Source organism: Caballeronia sp. A2-2 (genome assembly GCF_057612605.2).
In genome coordinates, this window is record NZ_CM172588.1 from 853,636 (window position 1) to 876,768 (window position 23,133).

At 61.4% G+C, this 23,133-nt stretch carries 19 protein-coding genes; 6 read left to right on the plus strand and 13 right to left on the minus strand.

Annotated features, from left to right (window positions below; genetic code table 11):
• Positions 1 to 24 precede the first annotated feature (24 nt).
• Genes oppF through ACZCWR_RS20270 form a run of 5 tightly spaced genes read right to left on the minus strand, consistent with a single transcriptional unit; the run spans position 25 to position 5,483 of the window.
• Positions 25 to 1,008 (minus strand): murein tripeptide/oligopeptide ABC transporter ATP binding protein OppF, encoded by a 984-nt coding sequence (gene oppF, locus ACZCWR_RS20250; protein WP_487303409.1) that lies wholly within the window; start codon positions 1,006 to 1,008, stop codon positions 25 to 27.
• Positions 1,001 to 1,996 (minus strand): ABC transporter ATP-binding protein, encoded by a 996-nt coding sequence (locus ACZCWR_RS20255; RefSeq protein WP_487303410.1) that lies wholly within the window; start codon positions 1,994 to 1,996, stop codon positions 1,001 to 1,003. Before ACZCWR_RS20255 ends, oppF begins: the two co-directional genes overlap by 8 nt.
• 3 nt (positions 1,997 to 1,999) lie before the next feature.
• The gene (locus ACZCWR_RS20260) at positions 2,000 to 2,893 is read right to left on the minus strand and encodes an ABC transporter permease subunit (protein ID WP_487303411.1); all 894 of its coding nucleotides are present in this window, start codon (positions 2,891 to 2,893) and stop codon (positions 2,000 to 2,002) included.
• Positions 2,894 to 2,902: 9 nt separating this feature from the next.
• Positions 2,903 to 3,823, minus strand: a complete 921-nt coding sequence (gene oppB / locus ACZCWR_RS20265) for an oligopeptide ABC transporter permease OppB (protein ID WP_487303412.1) — start codon at positions 3,821 to 3,823, stop codon at positions 2,903 to 2,905.
• Between the two features lie 40 nt (positions 3,824 to 3,863).
• Positions 3,864 to 5,483: a peptide ABC transporter substrate-binding protein gene (locus ACZCWR_RS20270; protein ID WP_487303413.1), complete on the minus strand. Its 1,620-nt coding sequence runs from the start codon at positions 5,481 to 5,483 to the stop codon at positions 3,864 to 3,866.
• 426 nt (positions 5,484 to 5,909) lie between these two features.
• On the opposite strand from ACZCWR_RS20270, the gene ACZCWR_RS20275 reads away from it, so the two are divergent.
• On the plus strand, positions 5,910 to 6,866 hold the full coding sequence (locus ACZCWR_RS20275) for a LysR substrate-binding domain-containing protein (RefSeq protein WP_487303414.1): 957 nt from the start codon (positions 5,910 to 5,912) through the stop codon (positions 6,864 to 6,866).
• Between the two features lie 9 nt (positions 6,867 to 6,875).
• Here the strand turns inward: ACZCWR_RS20275 and ACZCWR_RS20280 are convergent, their stop codons facing one another.
• On the minus strand, positions 6,876 to 7,346 hold the full coding sequence (locus ACZCWR_RS20280; protein ID WP_487303415.1) for a VOC family protein: 471 nt from the start codon (positions 7,344 to 7,346) through the stop codon (positions 6,876 to 6,878).
• 224 nt (positions 7,347 to 7,570) lie between these two features.
• Between ACZCWR_RS20280 and ggt the strand changes: the two genes are divergently transcribed.
• Both ggt and ACZCWR_RS20290 read left to right on the plus strand, forming a co-directional pair.
• Positions 7,571 to 9,307 carry a gamma-glutamyltransferase gene (gene ggt, locus ACZCWR_RS20285; RefSeq protein ID WP_487303416.1) on the plus strand — a complete coding sequence of 579 codons (1,737 nt, stop codon included), beginning with the start codon at positions 7,571 to 7,573 and terminating at the stop codon, positions 9,305 to 9,307.
• 329 nt (positions 9,308 to 9,636) lie between these two features.
• Positions 9,637 to 11,049 (plus strand): NCS2 family permease, encoded by a 1,413-nt coding sequence (locus ACZCWR_RS20290; RefSeq protein ID WP_487303417.1) that lies wholly within the window; start codon positions 9,637 to 9,639, stop codon positions 11,047 to 11,049.
• Between the two features lie 65 nt (positions 11,050 to 11,114).
• Here ACZCWR_RS20290 and ACZCWR_RS20295 read toward each other — a convergent pair whose 3' ends face one another.
• From ACZCWR_RS20295 to ACZCWR_RS20305, 3 genes are all read right to left on the minus strand, one after another.
• A complete protein-coding gene (locus ACZCWR_RS20295; RefSeq protein WP_487303418.1) occupies positions 11,115 to 11,264 on the minus strand; it encodes a hypothetical protein in 150 nt (49 codons plus the stop codon).
• Between the two features lie 124 nt (positions 11,265 to 11,388).
• A complete protein-coding gene (locus tag ACZCWR_RS20300) occupies positions 11,389 to 12,147 on the minus strand; it encodes an SDR family NAD(P)-dependent oxidoreductase (protein ID WP_487303419.1) in 759 nt (252 codons plus the stop codon).
• Positions 12,148 to 12,256: 109 nt separating this feature from the next.
• Positions 12,257 to 14,776 (minus strand): ATP-binding protein, encoded by a 2,520-nt coding sequence (locus ACZCWR_RS20305; RefSeq protein ID WP_487303420.1) that lies wholly within the window; start codon positions 14,774 to 14,776, stop codon positions 12,257 to 12,259.
• A gap of 1,589 nt (positions 14,777 to 16,365) precedes the next feature.
• Between ACZCWR_RS20305 and ACZCWR_RS20310 the strand changes: the two genes are divergently transcribed.
• Entirely contained in the window at positions 16,366 to 17,286 is a 921-nt protein-coding gene (locus ACZCWR_RS20310) for a LysR family transcriptional regulator (RefSeq protein WP_487303421.1), read from the plus strand.
• Positions 17,287 to 17,437: 151 nt separating this feature from the next.
• Here ACZCWR_RS20310 and ACZCWR_RS20315 read toward each other — a convergent pair whose 3' ends face one another.
• Genes ACZCWR_RS20315 through ACZCWR_RS20325 form a run of 3 tightly spaced genes read right to left on the minus strand, consistent with a single transcriptional unit; the run spans position 17,438 to position 19,837 of the window.
• A complete protein-coding gene (locus ACZCWR_RS20315) occupies positions 17,438 to 18,589 on the minus strand; it encodes an NAD(P)/FAD-dependent oxidoreductase (protein ID WP_487303422.1) in 1,152 nt (383 codons plus the stop codon).
• Positions 18,586 to 18,756, minus strand: a complete 171-nt coding sequence (locus ACZCWR_RS20320; protein WP_487303423.1) for a rubredoxin — start codon at positions 18,754 to 18,756, stop codon at positions 18,586 to 18,588. Before ACZCWR_RS20320 ends, ACZCWR_RS20315 begins: the two co-directional genes overlap by 4 nt.
• Positions 18,757 to 18,781: 25 nt before the next feature.
• On the minus strand, positions 18,782 to 19,837 hold the full coding sequence (locus ACZCWR_RS20325) for a Rieske 2Fe-2S domain-containing protein (RefSeq protein WP_487303424.1): 1,056 nt from the start codon (positions 19,835 to 19,837) through the stop codon (positions 18,782 to 18,784).
• 166 nt (positions 19,838 to 20,003) lie between these two features.
• Here ACZCWR_RS20325 and ACZCWR_RS20330 point away from each other — a divergent pair, with 166 nt between their 5' ends.
• Both ACZCWR_RS20330 and ACZCWR_RS20335 read left to right on the plus strand, forming a co-directional pair.
• The gene (locus ACZCWR_RS20330; protein WP_487303425.1) at positions 20,004 to 20,927 is read left to right on the plus strand and encodes a cation diffusion facilitator family transporter; all 924 of its coding nucleotides are present in this window, start codon (positions 20,004 to 20,006) and stop codon (positions 20,925 to 20,927) included.
• 215 nt (positions 20,928 to 21,142) lie between these two features.
• On the plus strand, positions 21,143 to 22,291 hold the full coding sequence (locus tag ACZCWR_RS20335; protein ID WP_487303426.1) for a porin: 1,149 nt from the start codon (positions 21,143 to 21,145) through the stop codon (positions 22,289 to 22,291).
• A 6-nt stretch (positions 22,292 to 22,297) separates the two neighbouring features.
• Here the strand turns inward: ACZCWR_RS20335 and ACZCWR_RS20340 are convergent, their stop codons facing one another.
• The gene (locus ACZCWR_RS20340) at positions 22,298 to 23,125 is read right to left on the minus strand and encodes a helix-turn-helix transcriptional regulator (protein ID WP_487303427.1); all 828 of its coding nucleotides are present in this window, start codon (positions 23,123 to 23,125) and stop codon (positions 22,298 to 22,300) included.
• Positions 23,126 to 23,133 lie beyond the last annotated feature (8 nt).

The window sequence follows — 23,133 nt, forward strand, 5'->3', positions numbered from 1 at the left end:
GGCAATGTCATGCGCATACCCGTCTCAGGCAAACAGACACGCCGCCAGCGCGCCGTCTTCGAGCGCGCGCAACGCAGGAACTTCACGCGCGCATTGCGCCTGCGCGTTCGGGCAGCGCGTATGGAACACGCACCCTGAAGGCGGATCGATCGGGCTCGGAATATCGCTCGACAGAATCTGCACGACCTTGCCGCGCTCGACGGACGGGTCCGGCACCGGCACCGCCGACAACAGCGCGCGCGTGTACGGATGACGCGGCGTGTCGTACAGCGCGTGTTTGTCCGCGAGTTCCATTACGCGGCCGAGGTACATCACCATCACGCGATCGGAGATGTGACGCACCACCGCCAGATCGTGCGCGATGAAGATCAGCGACAGCTTCATCTCCACCTGCAACTGCCTGAGCAGATTGACGATCTGCGCCTGGATGGAGACATCGAGCGCGGACACCGGCTCATCGCAGATGACGAGCTTCGGCTCGACGATCAGCGCCCGCGCAATGCCGATACGCTGACACTGCCCGCCCGAAAACTCGTGCGGATAGCGGTTGATCATCTGTTCGCGCAGGCCGACGCGCGCCATCATCGCGCGCACGCGGGCGTCGATCTCCTGACGGCTCATGCCCGGCCGATGCTCCTCCAGCGGCTCCGCGATGATCTGCCTGACCGTCATGCGCGGATCGAGCGAGGCGAGCGGGTCCTGAAAAATCATCTGCACATCGCCGCGCACGCGATGCCAGTCGCGCTTGCTCGCCTGCGAAAGATTTGCGCCCATCCAGACGATTTCACCGGACGTCGCGGGAATGAGGTTGAGGATCGCGCGCGAGAGCGTGGACTTGCCGCAGCCCGATTCGCCGACCACGCCGAGCGTCTCGCCCGCCTTCAGATCGAAGCTCACGCCTTCGACGGCTTTCAGCGTGCGCGGTGCGCCCCACGGCAGGCGCGTTTTGCTTTTCACCTGAAAATGCACGCGCATGTCGCGCACGGAGAGGATCGTGGCGTCAGACATGGCTCGCCTCTGCATAACGCGTTTTCATGACTTCGACAGGACGATGGCACGCGCGCAGCCAATGCGTATCGACCGCTTGGAGCGGCGGCGTGTGCGTGGCGCATTCGTCGTTCGCATCGGCGCAGCGCTCGTGAAACGGACAGCCCGCCGGCGGATGCGCCATGTTCGGCGGATTGCCCGGAATGCCCGCGAGTTCCGCGCCATCGTGATCGAGCCTCGGCAACGCGCGCAGCAAGCCGATGGTGTACGGATGCGACGGCTTCGCGAACAGCGTTTGCGCCGGACATTGCTCCATCACGCGGCCGCCGTACATCACCATGACTTTTTCGCACAGGCCCGCGACCACGCCCAAATCATGCGTGATGAGCACGATCGACGTGCCGAAGTCGCGCTGCAAATCGCGCAGCAATTGCAGCACTTGCGCCTGCACGGTGACATCGAGCGCGGTGGTCGGTTCATCGGCGAACAGCACTTCGGGTTCGCACAACAGCGCCATCGCGATCATCACGCGCTGCCGCATGCCGCCCGACAACTCGTGCGGATACTGCCCGATGCGATGCGCCGCCTCCGGAATCCGCACCGCTTCGAGCATGTCGGTGGCGCGCTTCTTGGCCGCTCGCCGCGTCATGTTCTTGTGCAGCTCCAGCACCTCGGTCATTTGCCGCTCGATCGTGAGATACGGATTGAGCGAACTCATCGGGTCCTGAAAGATCATCGACAAACGATTGCCGCGAATGCGGTTAAGCGCCCTTTGCGGCATGCCAATGAGATTTTCGCCGCGATACACCGCTTCACCACGCGCACGCCCGTTCACCGCGAGCAGCCCGAGCATGGCGAGCACGCTCTGGCTCTTGCCCGACCCGGATTCCCCGACGATGCCGAGCGTCTCCCCTTCTTCCAGCGTGAAACTCACGCCGCCGACCGCGCGCACGGTGGCATCGGGCGTGGCAAATTCGACTTGCAGATCCTTGACTTCGAGTAGCGGCATGGCTCACCTGTCCTTCGGATCGAGCGCGTCGCGCAGCCCGTCGCCGACAAAGTTGATGCAATAGAGCGTGATCGAGAGCAGCGCCGCCGGAAACAGCAGAATCCACGGCGACGCTTCCATCACGCCGACGCCGTCCTGAATCAGCACGCCCCAGCTCGTCATGGGTTCCTGCACGCCGAGGCCGAGGAACGACAGCACGGACTCCGTGAGAATGACGGCGGGCACGGTCACGGTCGTGTAAATCGCGACGATGCCGAGCAGGTTCGGCACCACATGCCGCGCGATGATCCGCCGCGCCGGCACGCCGATGGCGCGCGCCGCCTCCACGTATTCCTTCGAGCGGATCGACAGCGTTTGCCCGCGCACCACGCGCGCCATGTCCATCCACGAAAAAATCGTGATGGTGACGACGACGAGATAGAACTCGCGCCCGAGCAGCGTCACCATGAGGATCGCGATGAGCAGATACGGAATGGCGTACATCATGTCGACGATGCGCATCATCGCGTTGTCGATGCGCCCGCCGACGAACCCCGCCACCGCGCCCCACACGATGCCGAGCGTGACCGAGGTGAGCGTGGCGAGTGCGCCGATCATGAGCGAGACGCGACCGCCGATCAGACAGCGCACGAACAGATCGCGCCCGGAATCGTCGGTGCCGAACAGATGCCAGTTGGCGAAGGTCGGCGGCGCGCTCATGGCGTTCCAGTCGGACGAGTCGAACTGATTCGGCAACAGCCACGGCCCGACGATGCACACCAGCGTGATGAACACGAGCAACACGAGACTCACGACTGCCGCCTTGTTGCGCAGAAAACGCGTGCGCGCGTCCGCCCAGGGGCTTCGGCCTACCGCCGCTTTTTCGAGGAGCGGTGCGAGAGATGCGGATTTCATCATGCGCCTCCTTCAATAACGAATCTTCGGGTCCAGCCACGCATAGGCCAGATCGACGAGCAAATTCAGCAGCACGGCCACGACCGTCACCAGCACGACCAGTCCGAGCACGAGCGTGTAATCGCGATTGGCCGCGCCGTTCACGATCAGCTTGCCGATGCCCGGCAGCGAGAACACGGACTCCGTGACCACTGCGGCCGTGATCGATGAAATCGCCAGCGAGCCGAGCACCGATACGACCGGAATGAGCGTGGGTTTCAGCGCGTGCCGCAGCACGATGGTGCGCAACGGCAGCCCCTTCGCGCGCGCCGTGCGGATATACGGCGTGTTCATCACCTCGATGAGACTCGCGCGCGTCACGCGGCCGATGGTCGCAACGTTGATCATCACCAGCAGCGCGACGGGCAGCACCATGTAGCGCACCTGAAAGCCGTTCCAGCCGCCTGCGGGCAACCACTTCAACAGGATCGCGAACACGAGGATCAGCACCGGCCCGATCACGAAGGACGGAAACGTGTTGCCCGCGTTGCTCACCAGCATCACGAGATAGTCGATCATGCCGTTGCGACGCAGCGCCGCCGCGATGCCGAGCGCCACGCCGATCACGATGGCAAGCAGCATCGACACGCCGCCGATGGTCAGCGACACCGGCAGCGCGCGCAGCACGAGTTCGTTCACGCTCCAGTCGGCGTAACGAAACGACGCGCCAAGATCGCCATGCAGCAAACCGTCGAGGTAAAGCAAATACTGCTTCCACAACGGCTCGCCGAGGTGATAACGGGCCTGCAAGTTCGCCAGCACTTCCGGCGACACTTTGCGTTCCCCGTCGAACGGCCCGCCCGGCGTTGCGTGCAGCAACAGATAGCAGACCGTTATCACGATCAGCAGCGTCGGCAGCGTGAACAGCACGCGCCGCAAGGCATATGACCACATCAGCGTTCCCCTTCGCTTGTGCTTTCGTGCGTGTCAGGCGTCAATGCTTGACGATGTAGAGATCCTTGCTCGCGTAGTGATCCATCGGATTCTTCAGCGAATAACCGCCCACGTAACCCTTCACCAGACGCGGCAGACCGTATTGCAGCAGCGGCAGCATGGGATAGTCGTCCATAATCAGCTTCGCGGCCTGCGTCTGCAATTGCGTGCGCTTCGCCTGATCCGTGGTCTGGCTCGCTTCCTTGATGAGCGCATCCGCCTTCGGATTGCAGTTGAAGTTGTCGTTCTGGTCCGACTTGCACTGCACGAGCGTGAGGAAGGTGGTCGCGTCGTTATAGTCCGCGACCCAGCCGTTGCGCGCGATCTGATAATCGCCGTCATGGCGCTTCTTGAGCAGCACCTTGAATTCCATCGATTCGATGTCCATCACCAGACCGAGCTTGGTCTTCCATTCGGAGGCCACGAACAGCGCCATCTTCTTGTTGTAGTCGCTCGTGTTGGTCGCGAAACGCAGCTTCGTGCCCGGCTTCACGCCCGCCTGATCCAGCAGCTTCTTCGCTTCCTCGACGCGCTTCGACATGGGCCACGACGCCCACGCGTACGTGCTCACATCCGCGCCGGTCACGCCCTTGGGCAGCACGTCGTAGAGCGGAATCTGGCCATCGGCGGTGACGCGCTGCGCGAGCAGATCGCGGTCGATCACCATGGACAACGCCTGCCGCACGCGCACGTCCTTCAGCAGCGGATCGCGGTTGTTGAAGCTGTAGTAACGCGTGCCGAGAATCAGCGAATTGCGGATGTCGCCGGGAAACTGCTTCGCGTACTTGGCATACGTGCCGGTCGGCAACTGATAGGTCATCTCGATGTCGCCGGACTGGAACATCTTGACGTCCGTGTTTTCATCTTCGATAGGGAGGTAGGTGACCTGCGTCAGTTGCACGTTCGACTTGTCCCAGTAATTCGCGTTCTTCGTCAGGACGAGCTTGTTGTTGACCTGCCAGTCCTTCAACTGGAACGCGCCGTTGCTGACGATATTGCCGGGCTTGGTCCAGTCGCGTCCGTACTTCTCCACCGTCGCGCGATGCACTGGCCCGAGGTTCGGATTCGACATGAGTTCCGGCAGGAACGGCACCGGATTCGCGGTCTTGACTTCGATGGTGTAAGCATCCATCGCGCGAATGCCCAGCATGCTCACCGGCTTCTTGCCCGCGACGATGTCCGCGCCGTTCAACAGAAACGGCCCGAACACATTGGCATACGACGACGCCGTTTTCGGATCGACGAAGCGCTGGCAGCCATACACGACATCGGCGGCAGTCACAGGGTCGCCATTGGTCCAGCGCGCGTTCTTGCGCAGATGGAAGATCCACGTGGTCGCGTCTTTCTGCTCCCATTTCTCGGCGAGGCCCGGCATGACCGTGCCGTCGTTGTTCGCGGCGGTCAGGCCTTCGAACAGATCGCGAGCGAGGTTTGCCGCGCCCACGGTTTCGACCAGCGCCGGGTCAAGCGTCTCCACTTCGGAGCCGTTGTTTCGCAATAGTTCCTGCTTGGCGGCAAGCGTCACGCCGGAAGGAATCACGGCTGCATTCGCGGACAAGGACGATGCGGCAAGCACCCAAGCAAGCAGCACATGGCGACGGGGAATGGCAAAGAACGGCATGAAAAATCCTCTTGTCTCGACTGTTTATTCGTGTCGTCCGGCGTAGGCCGGCAAAGTCATTGGCCTGCGATGAAAGCACTACTTCGTTTAGCGCGACCCGGCTAAACTTTTTAGTCACCCTAACGACTCATGACCGTGAAGCGAGCGCATTTCGAAGTCCTATCGCTTGTCAAACGGCTTCAAGTCGCTTTCATCTGACTACAGGCTGGCGGCGAGTATTTCGCATCAATAAGCCGGATGCCACTCACATCTGCTTATAGTGACTAAATTTTTCGAATAGTCGTGCATTTCCGACACTTCGACCGCCGACCGTCCGCGATAAAATTTGGCAAAAGTGCGGCAAGTGCCTGTTTCCTATAAGATCTGCGTCCTTGCCGCCAAAAGCGGCCACACTTTTTTCCGGCTTTATCCTAGGCCGTTCAAACGATGATCCGATTCCGCCAGATCGAGGCTTTTCGCAGCCTCATCATGACCGGCACCAGCGTCGGCGCCGCGCGCAAACTACATGTGACGCAGCCCGCCATCAGCCGGTTGATCGCCGACCTCGAAGCCGATCTCGGCTTCAGCCTTTTCAGCCGCGTGGGCGGCCGTCTCAATCCGACCAACGCGGGTTTGCGCTTCTATCAGTCCGTCGAGGAAAACTTCCTGGGCCTTGAACGTCTCAAGCAAGTCGCGGCGATGATCCGCGAGGAAGCGTCCGACGCGTTGACGGTCGCCTGCATGCCGGTGCTCGCCACCACGCTGCTGCCGCCGGTGCTGGCGGACTTCACCGCGCGTCATCCCGGCGTGCCGGTCAAGGTGGATTCGGTGAAAGTGCCGGAAGTGCTCGTCGCGCTTCAGAACCATAAGGCCGATGTTGCGTTGAGTCAGGCATTTCCGGCGGTGGCCGGCATCGAAGTGGAAACGCTGCTCAAGGCACGTGCGTTATGCGCGATGCCCGCCACGCACCGGCTCGCCAGGAAGAAGATCGTGCGCCCCGCCGACCTGCGCGGCGAGCAGTTGATCGGCTGGCTGCCAAACGCGCGTCAGCCGTACGAGGCGGAGCAATCGCTCATTTCATCGACGGAAGAAAGGCCGCGCTACACCGTGTTCACGGACACCGCGCACACCCGCTACGCGATGGTCGCGGGCGGGCTCGGCGTGTCGATCGTCGAGCCGTTCGCGGCGAAGGTCTGGCGCGCGCATGGCGTGGTCGTGCGTCCGTTCGATACGGACATCGAATACGAATACGCGCTCTCGTATCCGAGAAGCGGGATTCGCTCGGATCTGGTCGCATCGTTCAGGCAATCAGTGCGGCGCGTGGTCGAAACCTATTCGCTCGACGCACCGGACGAACCCCACGCGCACGAAGCGTTCAGGGAAGTGTCCTTCGCGAACGAATAAGTCAGGAAATCAACCGCCGCCGAACAGCCGTTCGGCGCGCGCGCGCAATTCCTCGGGCGACACATCCTCGATGTGCGTGCCAATCCACCATTCATGGCCGAACGGATCGCGCAGCCGTCCGCCACGGTCGCCGTAAAACTGATCCTCGACGGGGCGCAGGATCGTCGCGCCCTGATCGAGCGCGCGCTGGGCGACGGCATCGACATCTTCCACGTACACATGCAGCATCACGGGGGTGCCGCCGACTGAAAGCGGGCCGACCGTGCCGTAATCCGGGAATTCGTCGCACAGGTAGATCACGCCGCCGCCAATCGACAACTCCGCGTGCCCGATGCGCCCATCCGGCTGCTCCAATCGGAATGTCTCGGTCGCACCGAACACCTTCGTGTAGAACTCGATGGCGCTGGCGCAGCCCGCCACCGCGATATACGGAATCACGCCCCGACGGTCCTTCGGAATGGCTTCGACTTGCGCGTTCATGGGTCTCTCCTGCCGGCGTCTCGCCGCGGTTTCGAAAAGAAGGTTCTGCGCGCCCGCGCGATGCCGTGACGCGCCCCCTCACTTCGCTCCATAATTTCGTTCCATGCAAGTGCTGAGATGCCCTGAGGCGCGTATCGCGGGTCCGTTTCGTGCAACCTTGCGCGAAGCCCGTGGTATAAGCCTCAACTCGATGTAAAGCGAAGAAGCCAAGGAGGAAGCTGGAGATGTCATTGAAAAAAGAAGCTCGTTTTCGTGCCCTCGCGGTGAATGCCGTGCTCACCAGCGCGTTGTTGAGCGCCGGTTTTATCGAAACCGCACCGGCCTATGCGAAGACGTCCGATACGCAGCCTGCGGTGCTGACAGGCTCGGCCGTCGCGGTCGCCGACAAGTTCGCCGCCGACACCGCCGAGCAAATCTTCAAGCAAGGCGGCAATGCCGTCGATGCAGCCGTCGCCATCGCCTTCACGCTTGCGGTGACGTATCCTGAAGCGGGCAATATCGGCGGCGGCGGGTTCATGACGCTCTACGTCGATCATCGGCCCTACTTCCTCGATTACCGCGAGAAAGCGCCGCTCGCCGCCACGCGCAACATGTATCTCGACGACAAGGGCGAAGTCATCAAGGGCATGAGCTTGTACGGCTATCGCGCGGTCGGCGTGCCGGGTACGGTGTCGGGCATGTGGGAAGCGCACAAGCGCTTCGGCAAGCTCAAGTGGAAGCAGGTGCTCGCGCCCGCCATCAAGTATGCGCAGGATGGCTTCGTGGTGGACGATCAACTCGTCAAGCGTCGCGACGATGCCGCGAAGGAATTCGGCGGCAAGACCAACTTCGATCTCTACTTCGGCAGCATGAAGGCCGGTGAAACGTTCAAGCAGCCGGACCTCGCGAAGACCTTGCAGCGCATCTCGGACAAAGGCGCGAAAGGCTTCTACGACGGCGACACCGCCGACATGATCGACCGCGCCATGCAGGGCCACGGTCTCATTACGAAGCGCGATCTCAAGGACTACAAGGCAGTGTGGCGTCAGCCGATCACCGCGAGCTGGAACGGCTATCGCGTGATTACCGCGCCGCCGCCGAGTTCGGGCGGCGTCGGCCTCGTTCAGTTACTCAAGATGAAGGCGGATCTCAAGGACAAGTTCGACGGCGTGCCGCTGGACTCCGCGCAATACATTCATCTGGTCGCGGAAATCGAGAAGCGCGTGTTCGCCGACCGTGCGCAATATCTCGGCGATCCTGACTTCTACAAAGTGCCCGTCGCACAACTGACCAACGACGACTACATCCTCAAGCGCGCGCAGGAAGTGAATCCTGAGACGCCTTCGGACACCAAGAGCGTGCAGCCGGGACTCGGCACCTCCATGCCTGAGAAGGCCGAAACCACGCACTTTTCCGTGGTCGATAAATGGGGCAACGCCGTCTCCAACACGTACACGATCAACGGTTACTTCGGCTCGGGCGTGATCGCGGAAGGCACGGGCGTCGTGCTCAATGACGAGATGGACGACTTCGCCTCCAAGCCGGGCGTGCCGAACATGTTTGGCGTGGTCGGCAGCGATGCCAACGCGATCGCCCCCAGCAAGCGCCCGCTTTCCTCGATGACGCCGACCGTCATCACCAAGGACGACAAGGTGGCGATGGTGATCGGCACGCCGGGCGGCTCGCGCATCTTCACGTCGATCTTTCAGGTGCTCTCGAACGTGTACGACTTCAACATGCCGCTGCCCGAAGCCGTGGGCGCGACGCGTTTCCATCATCAGCTTTTGCCGCCGAACACGATCTTTCAGGAGCCGTTCCATCAACTCGACCCTGATGTCGTGAAGGCGCTCGAAGCCAAGGGCTACAAGTTCGAGATGCAGGGCTTCAACGGCGACATTCAGGCCATTCGTATCGATGGCACCACGCCCGAACCCATGTCCGATCCGCGCGGACGCGGTGTGTCGCGCGTGATTCAGCCTTGATGTCGGTACTTTGAAAGAAGTCGGCTTTTGACCGCTCGGCCGGACTAGGCATTTGCCCTAGTCCGGCGTTTTCGAGATTTCGCGAAGCCCCGCCCCAAGCGGGATTCCCAGCATATAAGCCACTCGGCATGGGCGGCATGTTTTTTATGAGATTGGTGCTGGCGTTCTGTTCCCCTAGTCTTCGTCCTGACCGAGTGCAGCTAAAAACATCTGCCACCCGGCAATATCCAGAACTACATACGAGACGACCCTGACGACGGACCGAAGCGCATGCAAGGCATGCAGGCGCACGGCTTCCTGTTTCAGCGTGCTGATAAAGGAGCAGCTCCATGTTGGAATCTTCCGCCCGGCAACTTGGCGACATCGACATCGATATTTCCCCCACGGAACAGGACGCGCCCGTTCAGACCGCCAGCGGCGGTTTCCTCGATCGCTACTTCGGCATTTCAACCGCAGGCAGCACGGAGAAGCGTGAAATCGTGGCGGGCATCACCACGTTCCTCGCGATGGTCTACTCCGTGTTCGTGGTGCCCGGCATGCTCGGCAAGGCCGGTTTCGACACGAGCGCGGTGTTCGTCGCCGTGTGTCTCACCACCGCGTTCGGCTCCTTGCTGATGGGCGTGTGGGCGCGTTTGCCGATCGCGATCGGCTGCGCTATTTCGCTGACGGCGTTCACCGCGTTCGGCCTCGTGCTCGGCAAGGGCCTCACGCCGAATATCGCGCTCGGCGCGGTGTTTCTGATGGGCGTCGTATTCACGGCGATCTCCGTGACGGGCGTGCGCTCGTGGATCTTGCGTAACTTGCCGACGGGCGTGGCGCATGGCACGGGCATCGGCATCGGGCTGTTTTTGCTGCTGATCGCGTCCAACGACGTCGGCCTGATCGTGAAGAATCCCGCGCCGGGCATGCCGGTTTCGCTCGGCCATATCACGGCGTTTCCGGTGCTGATGTCGGTGCTCGGACTCGCTGCGATCTTCGGGCTGGAGCGCCGGCGCGTGCCGGGCGGCATCCTGTTCGTGGTGATCGGTTTGTCGGCGATTGGCCTCGCGTTCGATCCTGCCGTGCACTTCAACGGCATCTTCGCGTTGCCCAAGCTCTCCGCACCGGGCCATGCGTCGCTGATCGGCGCGATGGACATCAAGGGCGCGCTGTCGATGGCCGTGATGCCGAGCGTCCTCGCGCTGGTGATGACCGCCGTGTTCGACGCCACCGGCACGATTCGCGCCGTGGCAGGCCAGGCCGGTCAGATCGATGCGAACGGCCGTATCGTCAACGGCGGCCGCGCGCTGACGGCGGATTCGCTCAGCTCGATCTTTTCCGCGTGCTTCGGCGGCGCTCCGGCGGCGGCGTATATCGAGTCGTCGGTGGGCGTGGCGGCGGGCGCGAAAACGGGACTGGCGGCGAGCGTCGTCGGCCTGCTGTTCCTCGCGGTGATGTTCCTCTCGCCGCTCGCGAGCCTCGTGCCGTCTTATGCGACCGCACCCGCGCTGATGTACGTCGGCCTGCTGATGTTGAGCAACGTGAGCAAGCTGCACATGGACGATACCGTCGATACCATGTCCGGCCTCGTCTGCGCGGTGTATATCGTGCTGTCGGCGAACATCGTGACGGGCATCATGCTTGGGTTCTGCACGCTGGTGGTGGGGCGTGTCGTGGCGGGTGAGTATCGCAAGCTGAACGTGGGGACGGTGGCGATTGCGCTGGCGCTGGCAACGTTTTATCTCGGCGGCTGGGCGATCTGACGGTAAACGACAAACGCCCCGGAAGCATGGTGCTTCCGGGGCGTTTGTATTTAACTCAGTCCAGCTTACTTACGGCGATACGCTTCAACTAAGATTTCGCAGTTCTGCAGATGCAGTTGCAACGCGCGGTCCCATTCACGACGCACTGCAGCCTTTGCAGCGCGCAGCCAGGAACCAAACGAAACGAGCAAGGATTGTTGTGCAGTGGTCTTCATGATCGGCTCTAGGGTTAGTAGCTAAGTAATAACCCTAACTATACGCTTTTCGTGCTGCACTGCAACCTTTTCTCAAAAATGCAACGCGTTGATTCCTCAGCGGAACTGACCATTCGTGCGGTTTTCAGATCGCCAGACCGCCAGACACTTCGATCCGCTGCGCGTTGATCCACCGGTTATCTTCAGACAGAAGCGAGGCGATCATCGGCCCGATATCGTCGGCCACGCCCGCACGTCCTAACGCTGTCATGTCGGCAATTCGTTTGTTCAGCTCAGGGTTGTCGCGCACCATGCCGCCGCTGAAGTCAGTCTGAATCGCGCCGGGCGCAACCACGTTCACGGCGATGCGTCGCGGCGCGAGTTCCTTCGCCAGGTACTTGGTGAGCACCTCGACCGCGCCTTTCATCGAACCGTAGGAGGCGCTCTCCGGCACGATGATCCGCGTCAATCCCGAAGAAACGTTGACGATCCGCCCGCCATCGTTGATAAGCGGCAACAACTTTTGCGTCAAAAAGAACACGCCCTTGAAGTGAACGTTGTACAGCCCGTCCAGTTCTTCTTCCGTCGTCTTTTCGATGCTGTTGTGATGCGACGTCCCCGCGTTGTTCACGAGAAAGTCGAAGCGTTCCGCGCCCCAGTCGGCGAGCGTGCGGCGCACGTCATCGGCGAAACGCGGGAATTGCGTGGTATTGCCGGTATCGAGTTGAAGCGCGACGGCTTTGCGGCCCGCAGCGGCGACGAGCTTCACGACCTCGTCCGCTTCCGTCTGGTTGCGGTGATACGTGAAGATGGAATCCACGCCCTTTCTGGCGAGACTGATCACTGTATTGCGGCCGAGCCCGCGGCTGCCGCCGGTGACGATTGCGATCTTGCTGGCTGACATGATCGAAGCTCCTTTGATTCGTGAGTCAGTCAGCAGGATAGCGCCGGCCGCTTTATCCGATAATCCCTCTCAATCCGCACGGGCTGTACGTCGAAACGAACAATGCGCGTCATTCCTGAATCAGTTGCCGCACCTTCTCCGCCAGCGTTTCGAGCGCGAACGGCTTGGTCAACACCTGCATGCCCGGCGACAGATGCCCGTTGCCGATCACCGAATTTTCCGCATAGCCGGTGATGAACAGCACCTTGAGGCCCGGACGCGTCTGCCGTCCTGCTTCCGCCATCTGGCGTCCGTTCATGCCGCCCGGCAGGCCGACATCGCTGATGAGCAGGTCGATCCGCACGTTCGACTGGAGCACTTTCAGCCCCGAAATACTGTCCGCCGCCTCGATCACCGTGTAGCCGAGTTCTTCCAGCACATCGGTGATGAGCATGCGCACGCTCGGTTCATCATCGACGACGAGCACGGTTTCACCGGCTTCCGTGCCGGAAATCGCGGCATCGGTCTGATCGGCGGAATCGGGGTGCGCGTCGCCGTAATAACGCGGCAAATAGATGCACACCGTCGTGCCCTGCCCGACCTCCGAGTAAATGCGCACCTGCCCGCCGGACTGCTTGGCGAAGCCGTAGATCATCGAGAGACCGAGCCCGGTGCCCATGCCGATCGGCTTGGTCGTGAAGAACGGATCGAAGGCCTTGGCGATGACATCGGGCGTCATGCCCGTGCCGGTATCCGTCACGCACAACGAAAGAAACTGGCCTTCGGGCATGTCGTGGCTTTGCGCGGCATTGCGGTCGATCCACTTGTTCGCCGTTTCGATGGTGATGCGCCCGCCGTTCGGCATGGCGTCGCGGGCGTTGATGCACAGGTTCAGCAGCGCGTTTTCGAGTTGCCCGGCATCGACCAGTGCGGGCCAAAGACCCGTCGCGCCCACGGCCTCGATGGGAATGCCGGGGCCGACGGTGCGCTGGATCATGTCGGTCATCCCGTTGACGAGCGCGTTGACGTCGGTCGGACGCGGATCGAGCGTCTGCCGCCGCGAAAACGCCAGCAGCCGATGTGTCAGCGCCGCCGCGCGCCGCACCGCGCCTTGCGCCGCGACGACGTATTTATCGACGTCCGCAAGCCGCCCCTGACTCAGCCGGATGCTCAGCAATTGCAGCGAACCCGACACGCCCGCCAGCAGATTGTTGAAGTCGTGCGCAAGGCCGCCGGTCAATTGGCCGACCGCTTCCATTTTTTGCGCCTGCCGCAGTTGCTCTTCGGCGCGCATGAGTTCGGCGGTGCGCTCGCTCACGCGCTGTTCCAGCGTTTCGTTGAGCGCGCGCAGCGACGCCGCCGCGCGATCGCGTTCTTCTTCCACGATCCGGCGCTGCTCGACATCGAGCAGAACGCCGGGAAAACGCAACGGCGTGCCGTCCGGGCCGAGATAGACGCGCCCGTTCGCCTCGATCCAGTAATAGCGCCCGTCCGCGCGCTTCACGCGGTATTGATGCGCGTAATGCCCGCCCGAACGAATGGCCTTGCCTATTGCAGCGGCCAGCCCTTCCTGATCGTCGGGATGCACGGTCGCCACGACCTGCGCGAGACTCAAGCCGACGCGGCCCAGCGCCGGATCGAGACCGAACGCCTGCGCGAAGGCTTCATCGACGGTGAAGCGGTCGTTCGGCAAATCCCAGAACCACGTGCCGATGATCGCGCCCGCCGCCAAAGCAAGCTGCACCCGTTCGATGTTTTCACGCGCGAGCGCCTCGCTGGCGCGCACAGCTTCTTCGGCCTTTTTTCGCTCGGAAATGTCGCGAAAGAGCACGGCGACCTGTCGTAGCGAAGGTGGCTCGATACGCGACGCCGACACTTCGATATGCCGCCCGGCGGTCAGGAAATAGCGCTCGAAACGCGTCGGCACGCCGGTGCGCAGCACGTTGCCATAGAGTTCGATCCAGCGATCCGCGTCGGTGGGATCGACCTGCCGCAACGTCTTGCCGACGATGCCCTTGATCCCCGTATGCCGCTCGTATCCCGGATTGGCCGCGATATGCGCGTAGTCGCTCAGCGGCCCATGCGGCCCGTCGAAGAATTCGATGATGCAGAAGCCATCGTCGATCGCGTTGAACAGGGCGTCGTAACGGGCGCGTTCCGCTTCCGCCGAGCGGTACGGCCTGCGTCCTTCGAGCGCGGTCATGACCTGACGCGCGAGCATCTGCAACGCTTGTTGCTGTGGAGCGTCGAGGGTTCTCGCTTCGTGATCCATCACGCAAAGCATGCCGATGGCCACGCCCTCGTTCGTCTTCAGCAACGCGCCGGCATAGAAGCGCAAGGGCCGGTCGCCCTGCACGAGCGGATTGCTTTCGAAACGCGGGTCGGTGCGCGTATCGTCGATCTGAAGGAAGTCTTCGGCGAGCAAGGCATCGGCGTGAGTCAAGGGCGTGCCGCTCACGTTGAGGCCCGTTTCGGCCTTGAAAAACTGACGCCCCGATGTGACGAGACTGATCGCGGCCACTGGCGTCTGACACAGCGTGGCCGCGAGCGCGACGATTTCGTCGAAGGTTTGTTCACGTGGTGTGTCGAGCACTTCGTATCCGGCCAGCACGGACAAACGGCGGCTTTCTGAATCTGGAGCGGGCTTCATTCGTTCGGGTTCTTATACGTGATGTCGGGCGCGTACGAGAACGTAGCACACGGCGCACCCGCGGACTGTACGGCGCAGCGCGGCCATTTTGAAGTGCCGTCAAAGCCTCGGGAAGACGCCCATTTCCCTCCTTTTTCAAGCGATGAAACTCGCGACGATGCCGCTAAACTGGTTTCCGTGGTGCAGAACAAAGCGCTACAGCAAGTAGAACGGATACACGCTGAGCAAGACGGCTTACCGCTCACTCTTTACTGTCATGCAGCGTGTATCGATTGGATGGTTGTGGTTGTGAAGCAGCAGGCAGCGCGTTGTTCGATGTGGATTGAAGGCATTTTTGGAAAGTCGTATCGAGTATCGGAAGGATGGTTTTTTGATGGATGTTTCCGTAGGTGTAGCACGAAGTTCGCATGATGTATCACGCAGCATGTCTCGCAGCACACGCAAGCCCCGGTCGATTCATTCAAGCCGGGGCTTCGTCTTTTTGCTGTCCCGTAGGTTTCTTTTTTTTTGCCGAGTGTTGGTGTTTATATGTCGTGCAAAGGCTGCTCTTGTTTGGGCTTTTTATGCAGTAGCCGCCTCCCCGGCGGGGGGTAACTTTCTTTGCTGCTGCAAAGAAAGTCACCAAAGAAAGCAGCTTTTTACCCCTCCGCACGCTGGCTGGAAAGGGTGGTCTGAATTAACGATACAGTGGCCGCTATAGGGCTTGCCACGCATAACTCTCCGCTTAGGCAACCTCGCGATCACGCGCTCGAAAAATCTTCTCTTAGTGGCCCGCATTCATTCCTTCGGCCATGCGCTGCGCGCGCCGAGAACTTCAGAACGGAATCCCGCAGCCTATCAGCGCCCAGCCACATCACGCTTCCCCGCAAGATTGCTATTCGGTCCTACCTTGGTTAGTGCTCCGACTAAAAGGTGACTTGCGTTGGTGTGTGCGCTTTGCCCAGAAGCGCTTACCAAGGTAGGGCCCAATGGGGCGGGTGCGATGTGGTTTGATGAGGCTGGGCGCTCATACGCTGCGGGATTCCGTTCTTACGTTCTCGGCGCGCGTAGCGCATGGCCGAATGAATGACTGCGATCCACTTAGTGTTGATTCTTCGAGCGTGAAATCGCAAGGTTGCCTAAGCGACTCGTCATGCGTGGCAAGTCCTATTGCGGCCACTGTATCGTTAATCCAGACCAACCCTTTCCAGCCATCGTGCATGGGGTAAAAAGCTGCTTTCTTTGGTGACTTTCTTTGCAGCAGCAAAGAAAGTTACCCCCCCGCCGGGGAGGCGGCTACTGAATAAACAACACAAACAAGACAAGCCCCTTGCACGAAAGAACACCCAAAAAAACCCAAGCGCTGCTACCTAAATATAAGGCCCCCGCCATTTCCAACATAAACCAGCATTCATGAGCCTTATGCAACAAGCCTCCCCACGCCCACGCGTACAACCCCTCCATTGACCACCGCCATACCCAACCGTATATTTCGAACACACACCCCCAAGGCCCACAAAACCAAAAAACATCGCCCGCCGAGCATCGGCCACACAAAACCCCATCAAAAAGCAGGCCCCACGATGTCCAGGGAAAGCATCGACTCCCACATGATTCGCGTTTTGCACACGCTGCTCACAGAATCCAGCGTATCGGGCGCAGCACGATTGCTCGGGCAATCGCAACCCACGGTGAGCATCGCGTTGCGCAGATTGCGCGAGATCACGGGCGACCCCTTGCTCGTGCGCAGCGGCAGCCGCATGGTGCCGACCAGTCACGCGTTGACGCTGATCGAGCCCGCCGCGCAGGCGCTCGCCAGCATCGACGCGATCCTGCATCCGAATACCGCGTTCGATCCGGCATCGAGCACGCGGACGTTTCGCATCGGCTCGCCGGATTATCTCGATGTGTTCTTCGTGCCCGCCGTGATCGATGCGTTCCATCAGGCCGCGCCGCAAGCAAGACTCGAATTCAAGCATCTCATGATGATCGAAGGCGGCTACGAAAGTGGCCTCGAAACCGGGCTGCTCGATCTCGTGATCGGCAACTGGCGCACGCCGCCCGCGCATCTGCATCTTCAGCCCTTGTGTCAGGACGAACTCGTCTGTCTGATGCGTGCGGCGCATCCGATCGCACCGGGCACGCTCACGCGCGATGCTTATGAAGAAGCCGGGCATCTCGCCGTGACGACGTACAACACCACGGCGTGGGGCACCATCGATACGGAACTGGCCCGCAACGGACTCGCGCGCACGGTGACGACCACGCTGCCCTACTTCGGCATGGCGCCTTATGTGCTCGTGCGTTCGGACCTGCTGTTCACCACTACGCGCGCGCTCGCTTCGCACTATGCGCGGCTGCTGCCCTTGCGCATCGAGCCGATTCCGGGCGCGACGCCCGCGCTTACGTACTATCAGCTCTGGCATGAACGCACGCATCGCAGCACCGCGACGCGCTGGCTGCGCAAGCTGGTGACGAACGTCGCGCGCACGCTGGCGGATCAGTCGTCGGTCACGGCACGCGTGGCATGAAAAAAGCGCCGCGTGCATGCAGCACGCGGCGCGCAAACGTTCATCGGACGGACCTCAGAGCGACAGGTTCCGTGCGCCGCCCTCGAACGCGACGCCGGTCGGTCAGATTGCAAGCTGCGTCGTTATGTTCGTTGTACGGAATCCTGATCGATCAGTCGTGTTGGAAAGAACCGGACGCCATCGCCTTGATGAGCGCGGCCTTGCCTTGCGTTGCCGGGCCTAGCAATGCGAAGCCCAGCGCGCGGCCATCTTCCGTGTGTTCGCACAGGGCCTGAAGTGCGTCGTCGGTTGCTTGTGAAAAACGCCACATACCGTCCTCGCCAGGCGGCACGATGACGGTCGGCGAAGCAGGCACCTTGACCGTGATCGGCATCACCGGAAACTGCACGCGTGTGGGTTCGCCCGCGAGAGTGCGAGCCAACGCGCGGGCAGCATGCATGATCGGAAGCACGTAAGGCTGCACCTTGCCTTCGATGGCCGCGCAATCGCCCAATGCATAAATATGCTCGATGCTCGTGCGCAGCCACGCGTCCGTGCGAATGCCGCCTTCGATTGCGAGCCCCGCGCGCGCCGCGAGTTCGACTCGCGGCGCAAGACCGATTGCGGATAGCACGACATCCGCGTGAAGCACATCGCCATTCGAAAGATCGAGCGTATAGCCCTTTTGCGCACGCTTGACGGCCTTCACCGACGACCCGAGCCGCAAACTAATGCCATGCCTGCCGAGCGCCTGCGCGAACGCATGACCTGCCTGTTGCGGCAACAGGCGCGATAGCGGCGTAGTCGCGGGATCGATCAGCGTCACTTCATAACCCGCGAGCGCGAGATCGTTGGCAAACTCGCAGCCGATGAGACCCGCACCGAGCAGCGCCACCGTTTTCACACCCTGCAAACGCTCGTGAAACCGCGCGTAGTCGCCGAGGCAATTGACCGACAGCACGTCTTCAGCGGCATCGCCTGCAAGGGGAATGCGGCGTGCATCCGCGCCCAACGCGAGCACGAGATTGTCGTAACGCCGCGCCACGCCGTTCACGATGACCTCACGCGCTTGCGGCGCGATACGCTCGACCGTCGCGTGAACCACGATCTCCGCGTTCAACTGCGTGCGCATGGCGTCGGCATCGAACGTGATCAGTTCACGCGGCGTCTTCTTCATGGCAAGCGCGTTCGACAGCGTGGGCTTCGAATAAAATGCTCCGTCATCCTCACTGATGAGCGTGATAGGCACATCCGCATCGAGCTTGCGCAATTCCCGCGCGACCGTATAGCCCGCGAGTCCCGTTCCCACGATGATCGTGCTCATGCCGACACCACCTGCATTTCGAAGTCCTGCTTGCCGGTGCCGCAGTCGGGGCACAACCAGTCGTCGGGCACGTCTTCCCAGCGCGTGCCCGCCGCGATGCCCGCTTCGGGCAGACCTTGCGTTTCGTCGTAGCGAAAGCCACAGATCACGCATTCCCAGATTTTCATGATTCGCTTCTCCTGAGCGTCGCGTTCAGCGTACATAAGCCTGACCAAGCCCAATTTCCGCGAGCGCGCGCCGGTACGCACCCGACGAACGATCGGCGAGAATCGGCGCTTCGGCGGCACGGTCGATCGGCAAGTCTTCCGGGCATTGCAATTCGACGATGGCGCGGTCTTCCTCGAACACTTGCCGGTTGAACGCATACACATCTTCCAGCGGCAAATCCTGATCGAAATTGCGCGCAATCGGCACGAACAAACGCGTGAGACGCGCAGACACCGGGCTTGCTGCATTCAGAATGCCGAGCCGCCCGCCTTCCGGAAAATGCACCGTGAGACGCGCGAAGAAAGGCACGTCCACATCGAAAATACGTCGCCACAGAAAGCCTTCCGGCGCGCGCGCCTGCATGGACTTCGGAAAATTGCTGACGGTGCTCACGTACTCCGCGCGCAGACCGGTGCCGCGCCGCTCGACTGTGTAAGTCGGCACGACAGGATTCGTTCGTTCCGCGAAACTATGATGATGAATCCACGCGAAATGCGCGACATCGATGAAGCCTTCCGTCTGCCTTCCCGCCGATGCCTTGATATCGATGGACGGCGGCAGAATCTGCTGAAAGCCTTCGCTGTTCCAGAACGGAAAATCGGGCAGAGGCTGCGTGCCGCCGCCGAGCGATACCCACACCAGTCCATACGCTTCCTGCACCGCGTAAGTCGTCAAATGCAGCCGGTCGGGAATCGGCCCGCCTTCCTGCGAAGGAATATGCTTGCACTTGCCGTCCGCACCGTAAGCGAGACCGTGATAAGGACACACGATCTGCCCGTTCTCCACCCAACCTTGCGACAGCGGCGCGCCGCGATGCGGACAGACATCGCGCGCGGCAACCAGTGCGCCGTTCGAGCGAAACAGCACGAGCGATTCATCGAGCAAGGTCGCATGAAACGGCTTGTCCGCGATCTCGGATGCAAACGCAACAGGATGCCAGTACTGACTCAGAATGAACCAGTCATGCGGGTCGAAAGTGCAGTTGCGCGGCAGGTTGGGCGTGCGCTGAAACGTCAGCGGCGCGACGGTGGGGGTCGCCATGATGGTGTCTCCGTGGACTCGTTCGATGTGAGACAACGATATCCCCGTGCCGCCGCGCGCCCAATCGCCCGCACGACATTGACTCTATGTTCGACGAAACATGGTTTCATGAACGCGCAGTGGATTTGTCCTGCGACAATAGACGCTTCATTTACGGAGTCGTTTCATGTCAGAGCGCATGTCCGGCGAAGCGCTGCGCCGTTTCGCTTCAATCGTCGCGTTGGCGGTCGCGTTGACGCTGGTGGTCGTCAAGGTATGGGCGTGGTTCACGACCGGCTCCATCTCCTTGCTCACGTCCGCAGCCGATGGTCTGGTCGATGTGATTGCCTCGTCCGTGACCTTCGCGGGCGTGCGCTATGCCGCGCGTCCCGAGGACAGCGGGCATCGTTATGGACATGGCAAGGCCGAAGCCGTCGCGGCCTTCGTGCAAGCGATGCTGCTCGGTGCGGCAGCGATAGGACTGGGCTTCGAATCGGTGCAGCGTCTGTTCGATCCGCAACCGCTGAATCAAACGGGTTTCGGCATTGGCGTGATCGTGGTCAGCACGCTGGCGGCGGGCGGGCTGGTCGCCATGCAAACGGTTGTGGTGGCGCGTACGGGATCGACCGCCATCGCCGCCGACCGTGCGCATTACGTGACCGATGTCGCCGTGAATATCGCCGTGCTCGTGGCGCTGCTGCTCGATCACTATCTCGGCTGGACTCGCGCGGATGCATTCGGCGCGCTGGCCATTTCGCTCTACATGCTATGGAATGCGCGCGGCATGGCGGCGGAGGCGCTCGTCCAATTGCTCGATGAAGAACTGGACGAGTCGGAACGCACGCGCATTGAAACGACCGTCACCGAATGTCCCGGCGTAAAGGCTGTGCATGACATTCGCACGCGCAATGGCGGCGATCGCGTGTTCGTGGAGTTTCATCTGGAAGTCGATGGCGGTCTCACCGTCACGCAAGGCCATGAAATAGCGGATCGCGCGGAAAAAGCGGTGGCGCATCTGTTTCAGGCATCGGATGTCACGGCGCATGTGGAACCCGTGGGCATCGACGATGAAAGACTCGATGAACGCGTGCGTGCCCTGCGCAAAGCATGATTTTTATGTCGGATTAAACAAGTTGAAAGGTACGCGCTTCGCCTAACCCTAGACCCTATGCGCCGATTATGGCGAACACGCGACAAGTCATCGATTGACTTGTGTGCATCGCGTCAAACGCAACACCCGGCGCGATTTATTGATTCCGCCATCAACGAAGCATCGACAGCCCATTACTCTGCCTGCACCCCATCCACCATCTACGGAGGTCAGGCATGAAGCAAACACGAATCGCCCTGGCGCTGTCCGCATTTCTCGTCGCGGCAAGCGCGCACGCTCAGAGTTCCGTCACGCTGTACGGCATCATCGATGCAGGCCTGATGTACACGAACAACGTCTCCAAGAGCGGCACGTCCGGCCCGCTCTTTCAAGCGACGAGCGGCAACATCAACGGCAGCCGCTTCGGCTTTCGCGGCTCGGAAGATCTGGGCGGCGGGCTGAAGGCCATCTTCGTGTTGGAGAACGGCTTCAACGTGCAGAGCGGCAAGCTCGGACAGGACGGTCGCGAGTTCGGGCGGCAAGCGTATGTCGGCATTGCATCGACGAATTACGGCGCGGTCACGCTGGGGCGTCAGTACGATTCGCTGGTGGACTACGTTGCACCGCTGTCGGCCACCGCAGGCACCTTCGGCGATACCGGCTTCGCGCATCCGTTCGATAACGACAACCTGAACCACTCCGTGCGCATGAGCAACGCGGTCAAGTACGCGAGCCCCACGTTTGCAGGCTTCAAGTTCGGCGCGTTGTACGCGTTCTCGAACACCACGGATTTCGCGATGAACCGTGCCTATAGCGCGGGCGGCAGCTACAGCTACGGCCCGTTCAACGCGGCCGTTGGCTATTTGCAGATCAATGGATCGAACAGCACGAACACGGCGGGCGCGATCGATGTCGCGGAATCCACCGCGAACGGCTCGGGCGGCTTCGTGGTGGGTGCATCGCGCGAATGGATCTTCGGTGCGGGCGCGAACTACGCTTACGGTCCGGCGCTCGTCGGTTTCGTGTTCACGCGCAGCGTGTACGAAGGCTCGACCTCGTTCGGTTCGATCAACGGCGCAATGAGCTTCTATAACTACGAACTTAACGCGAAGTATGCGTTGACGCCCGCGATCAGCCTTGGCGTGGCAGATACCTATACCGATGGTCACGCCGCCAACAGCCGCACCTTCGGCACCGATCCGAAATTCAATCAGGTGAACGTACAGGCGGTGTACTCGCTCTCCAAACGCACGGACGTGTACGCGGAAGGCATGTATCAGCACGCGATCGGCGCGAACTATGTCGCGTTCATCAACACGGCGGGCGGCGCTTCATCGACGGCAAATCAGGTGGTGGCGACGGTCGGCATGCGGCATCGTTTCTGATTTCGCTCAAAGAGAGAGCAACGCTTCCATCTTCGCCGTGTCTTCGGGTGTGGCCGGGTTGTACACGATCATGCAGAGATCCTGTCGCCCGTCCACCGCGAAGGCCGAATGCTCGAACGCAAACGGCCCGAGCACGGGATGCTTGATATGCTTCACCGCTTCGAACGGCGCTTGCACGTTTTGATCGCGCCACATCGCGTCGAACTCGGGGCTAAGGCGGCATAGTTCTTCGACCAGCGTGCTCACCACCGATGTAGCGCCCGCACGCGCCACGTCAATACGAAACGCACCCACGACAAAACGCGCGACGCTTTCCCAGTCGTACTGAACAGCACGCGCGCGCGGATCGAGAAACATGAGACGCAGGATGTTACGTTGCTCCGGTGCCAACGCGCCGTAATCGGTCAGCATGATCGTCGCGGCGCGATTCCACGCGATCACGTCCCACGTCGCCGTGCGGATGATCGCAGGACTCGGATTTAACGCATCCAGCACGCGTTGCAGACGCGGCGTCACCCCTTCGCTCTTTTGATAGTGCACTTCTGGCGGACGACCGAACGCCAGCAGAAAAAGATGCTCGCGCTCGACACCGCTCAACAAAAGCGCCTGCGCGATGCGGTCCAGTACGTCTTCCGAAGGCGCGCCGCCGCGCCCTTGTTCGAGCCATGTGTACCACGCCGGACTGATGTTCGCGCGCGATGCCACTTCCTCGCGCCGCAAGCCGGGCGTGCGCCTCCTTCCCGGCGTCAGGCCGAGCGCGGCAGGGTCGAGTTTGGCGCGCCGGTCCTTGAGATACGCGCCGAGCGGGTCTTCGGTGATCGTCTTCTGGTCCATGATTTTTC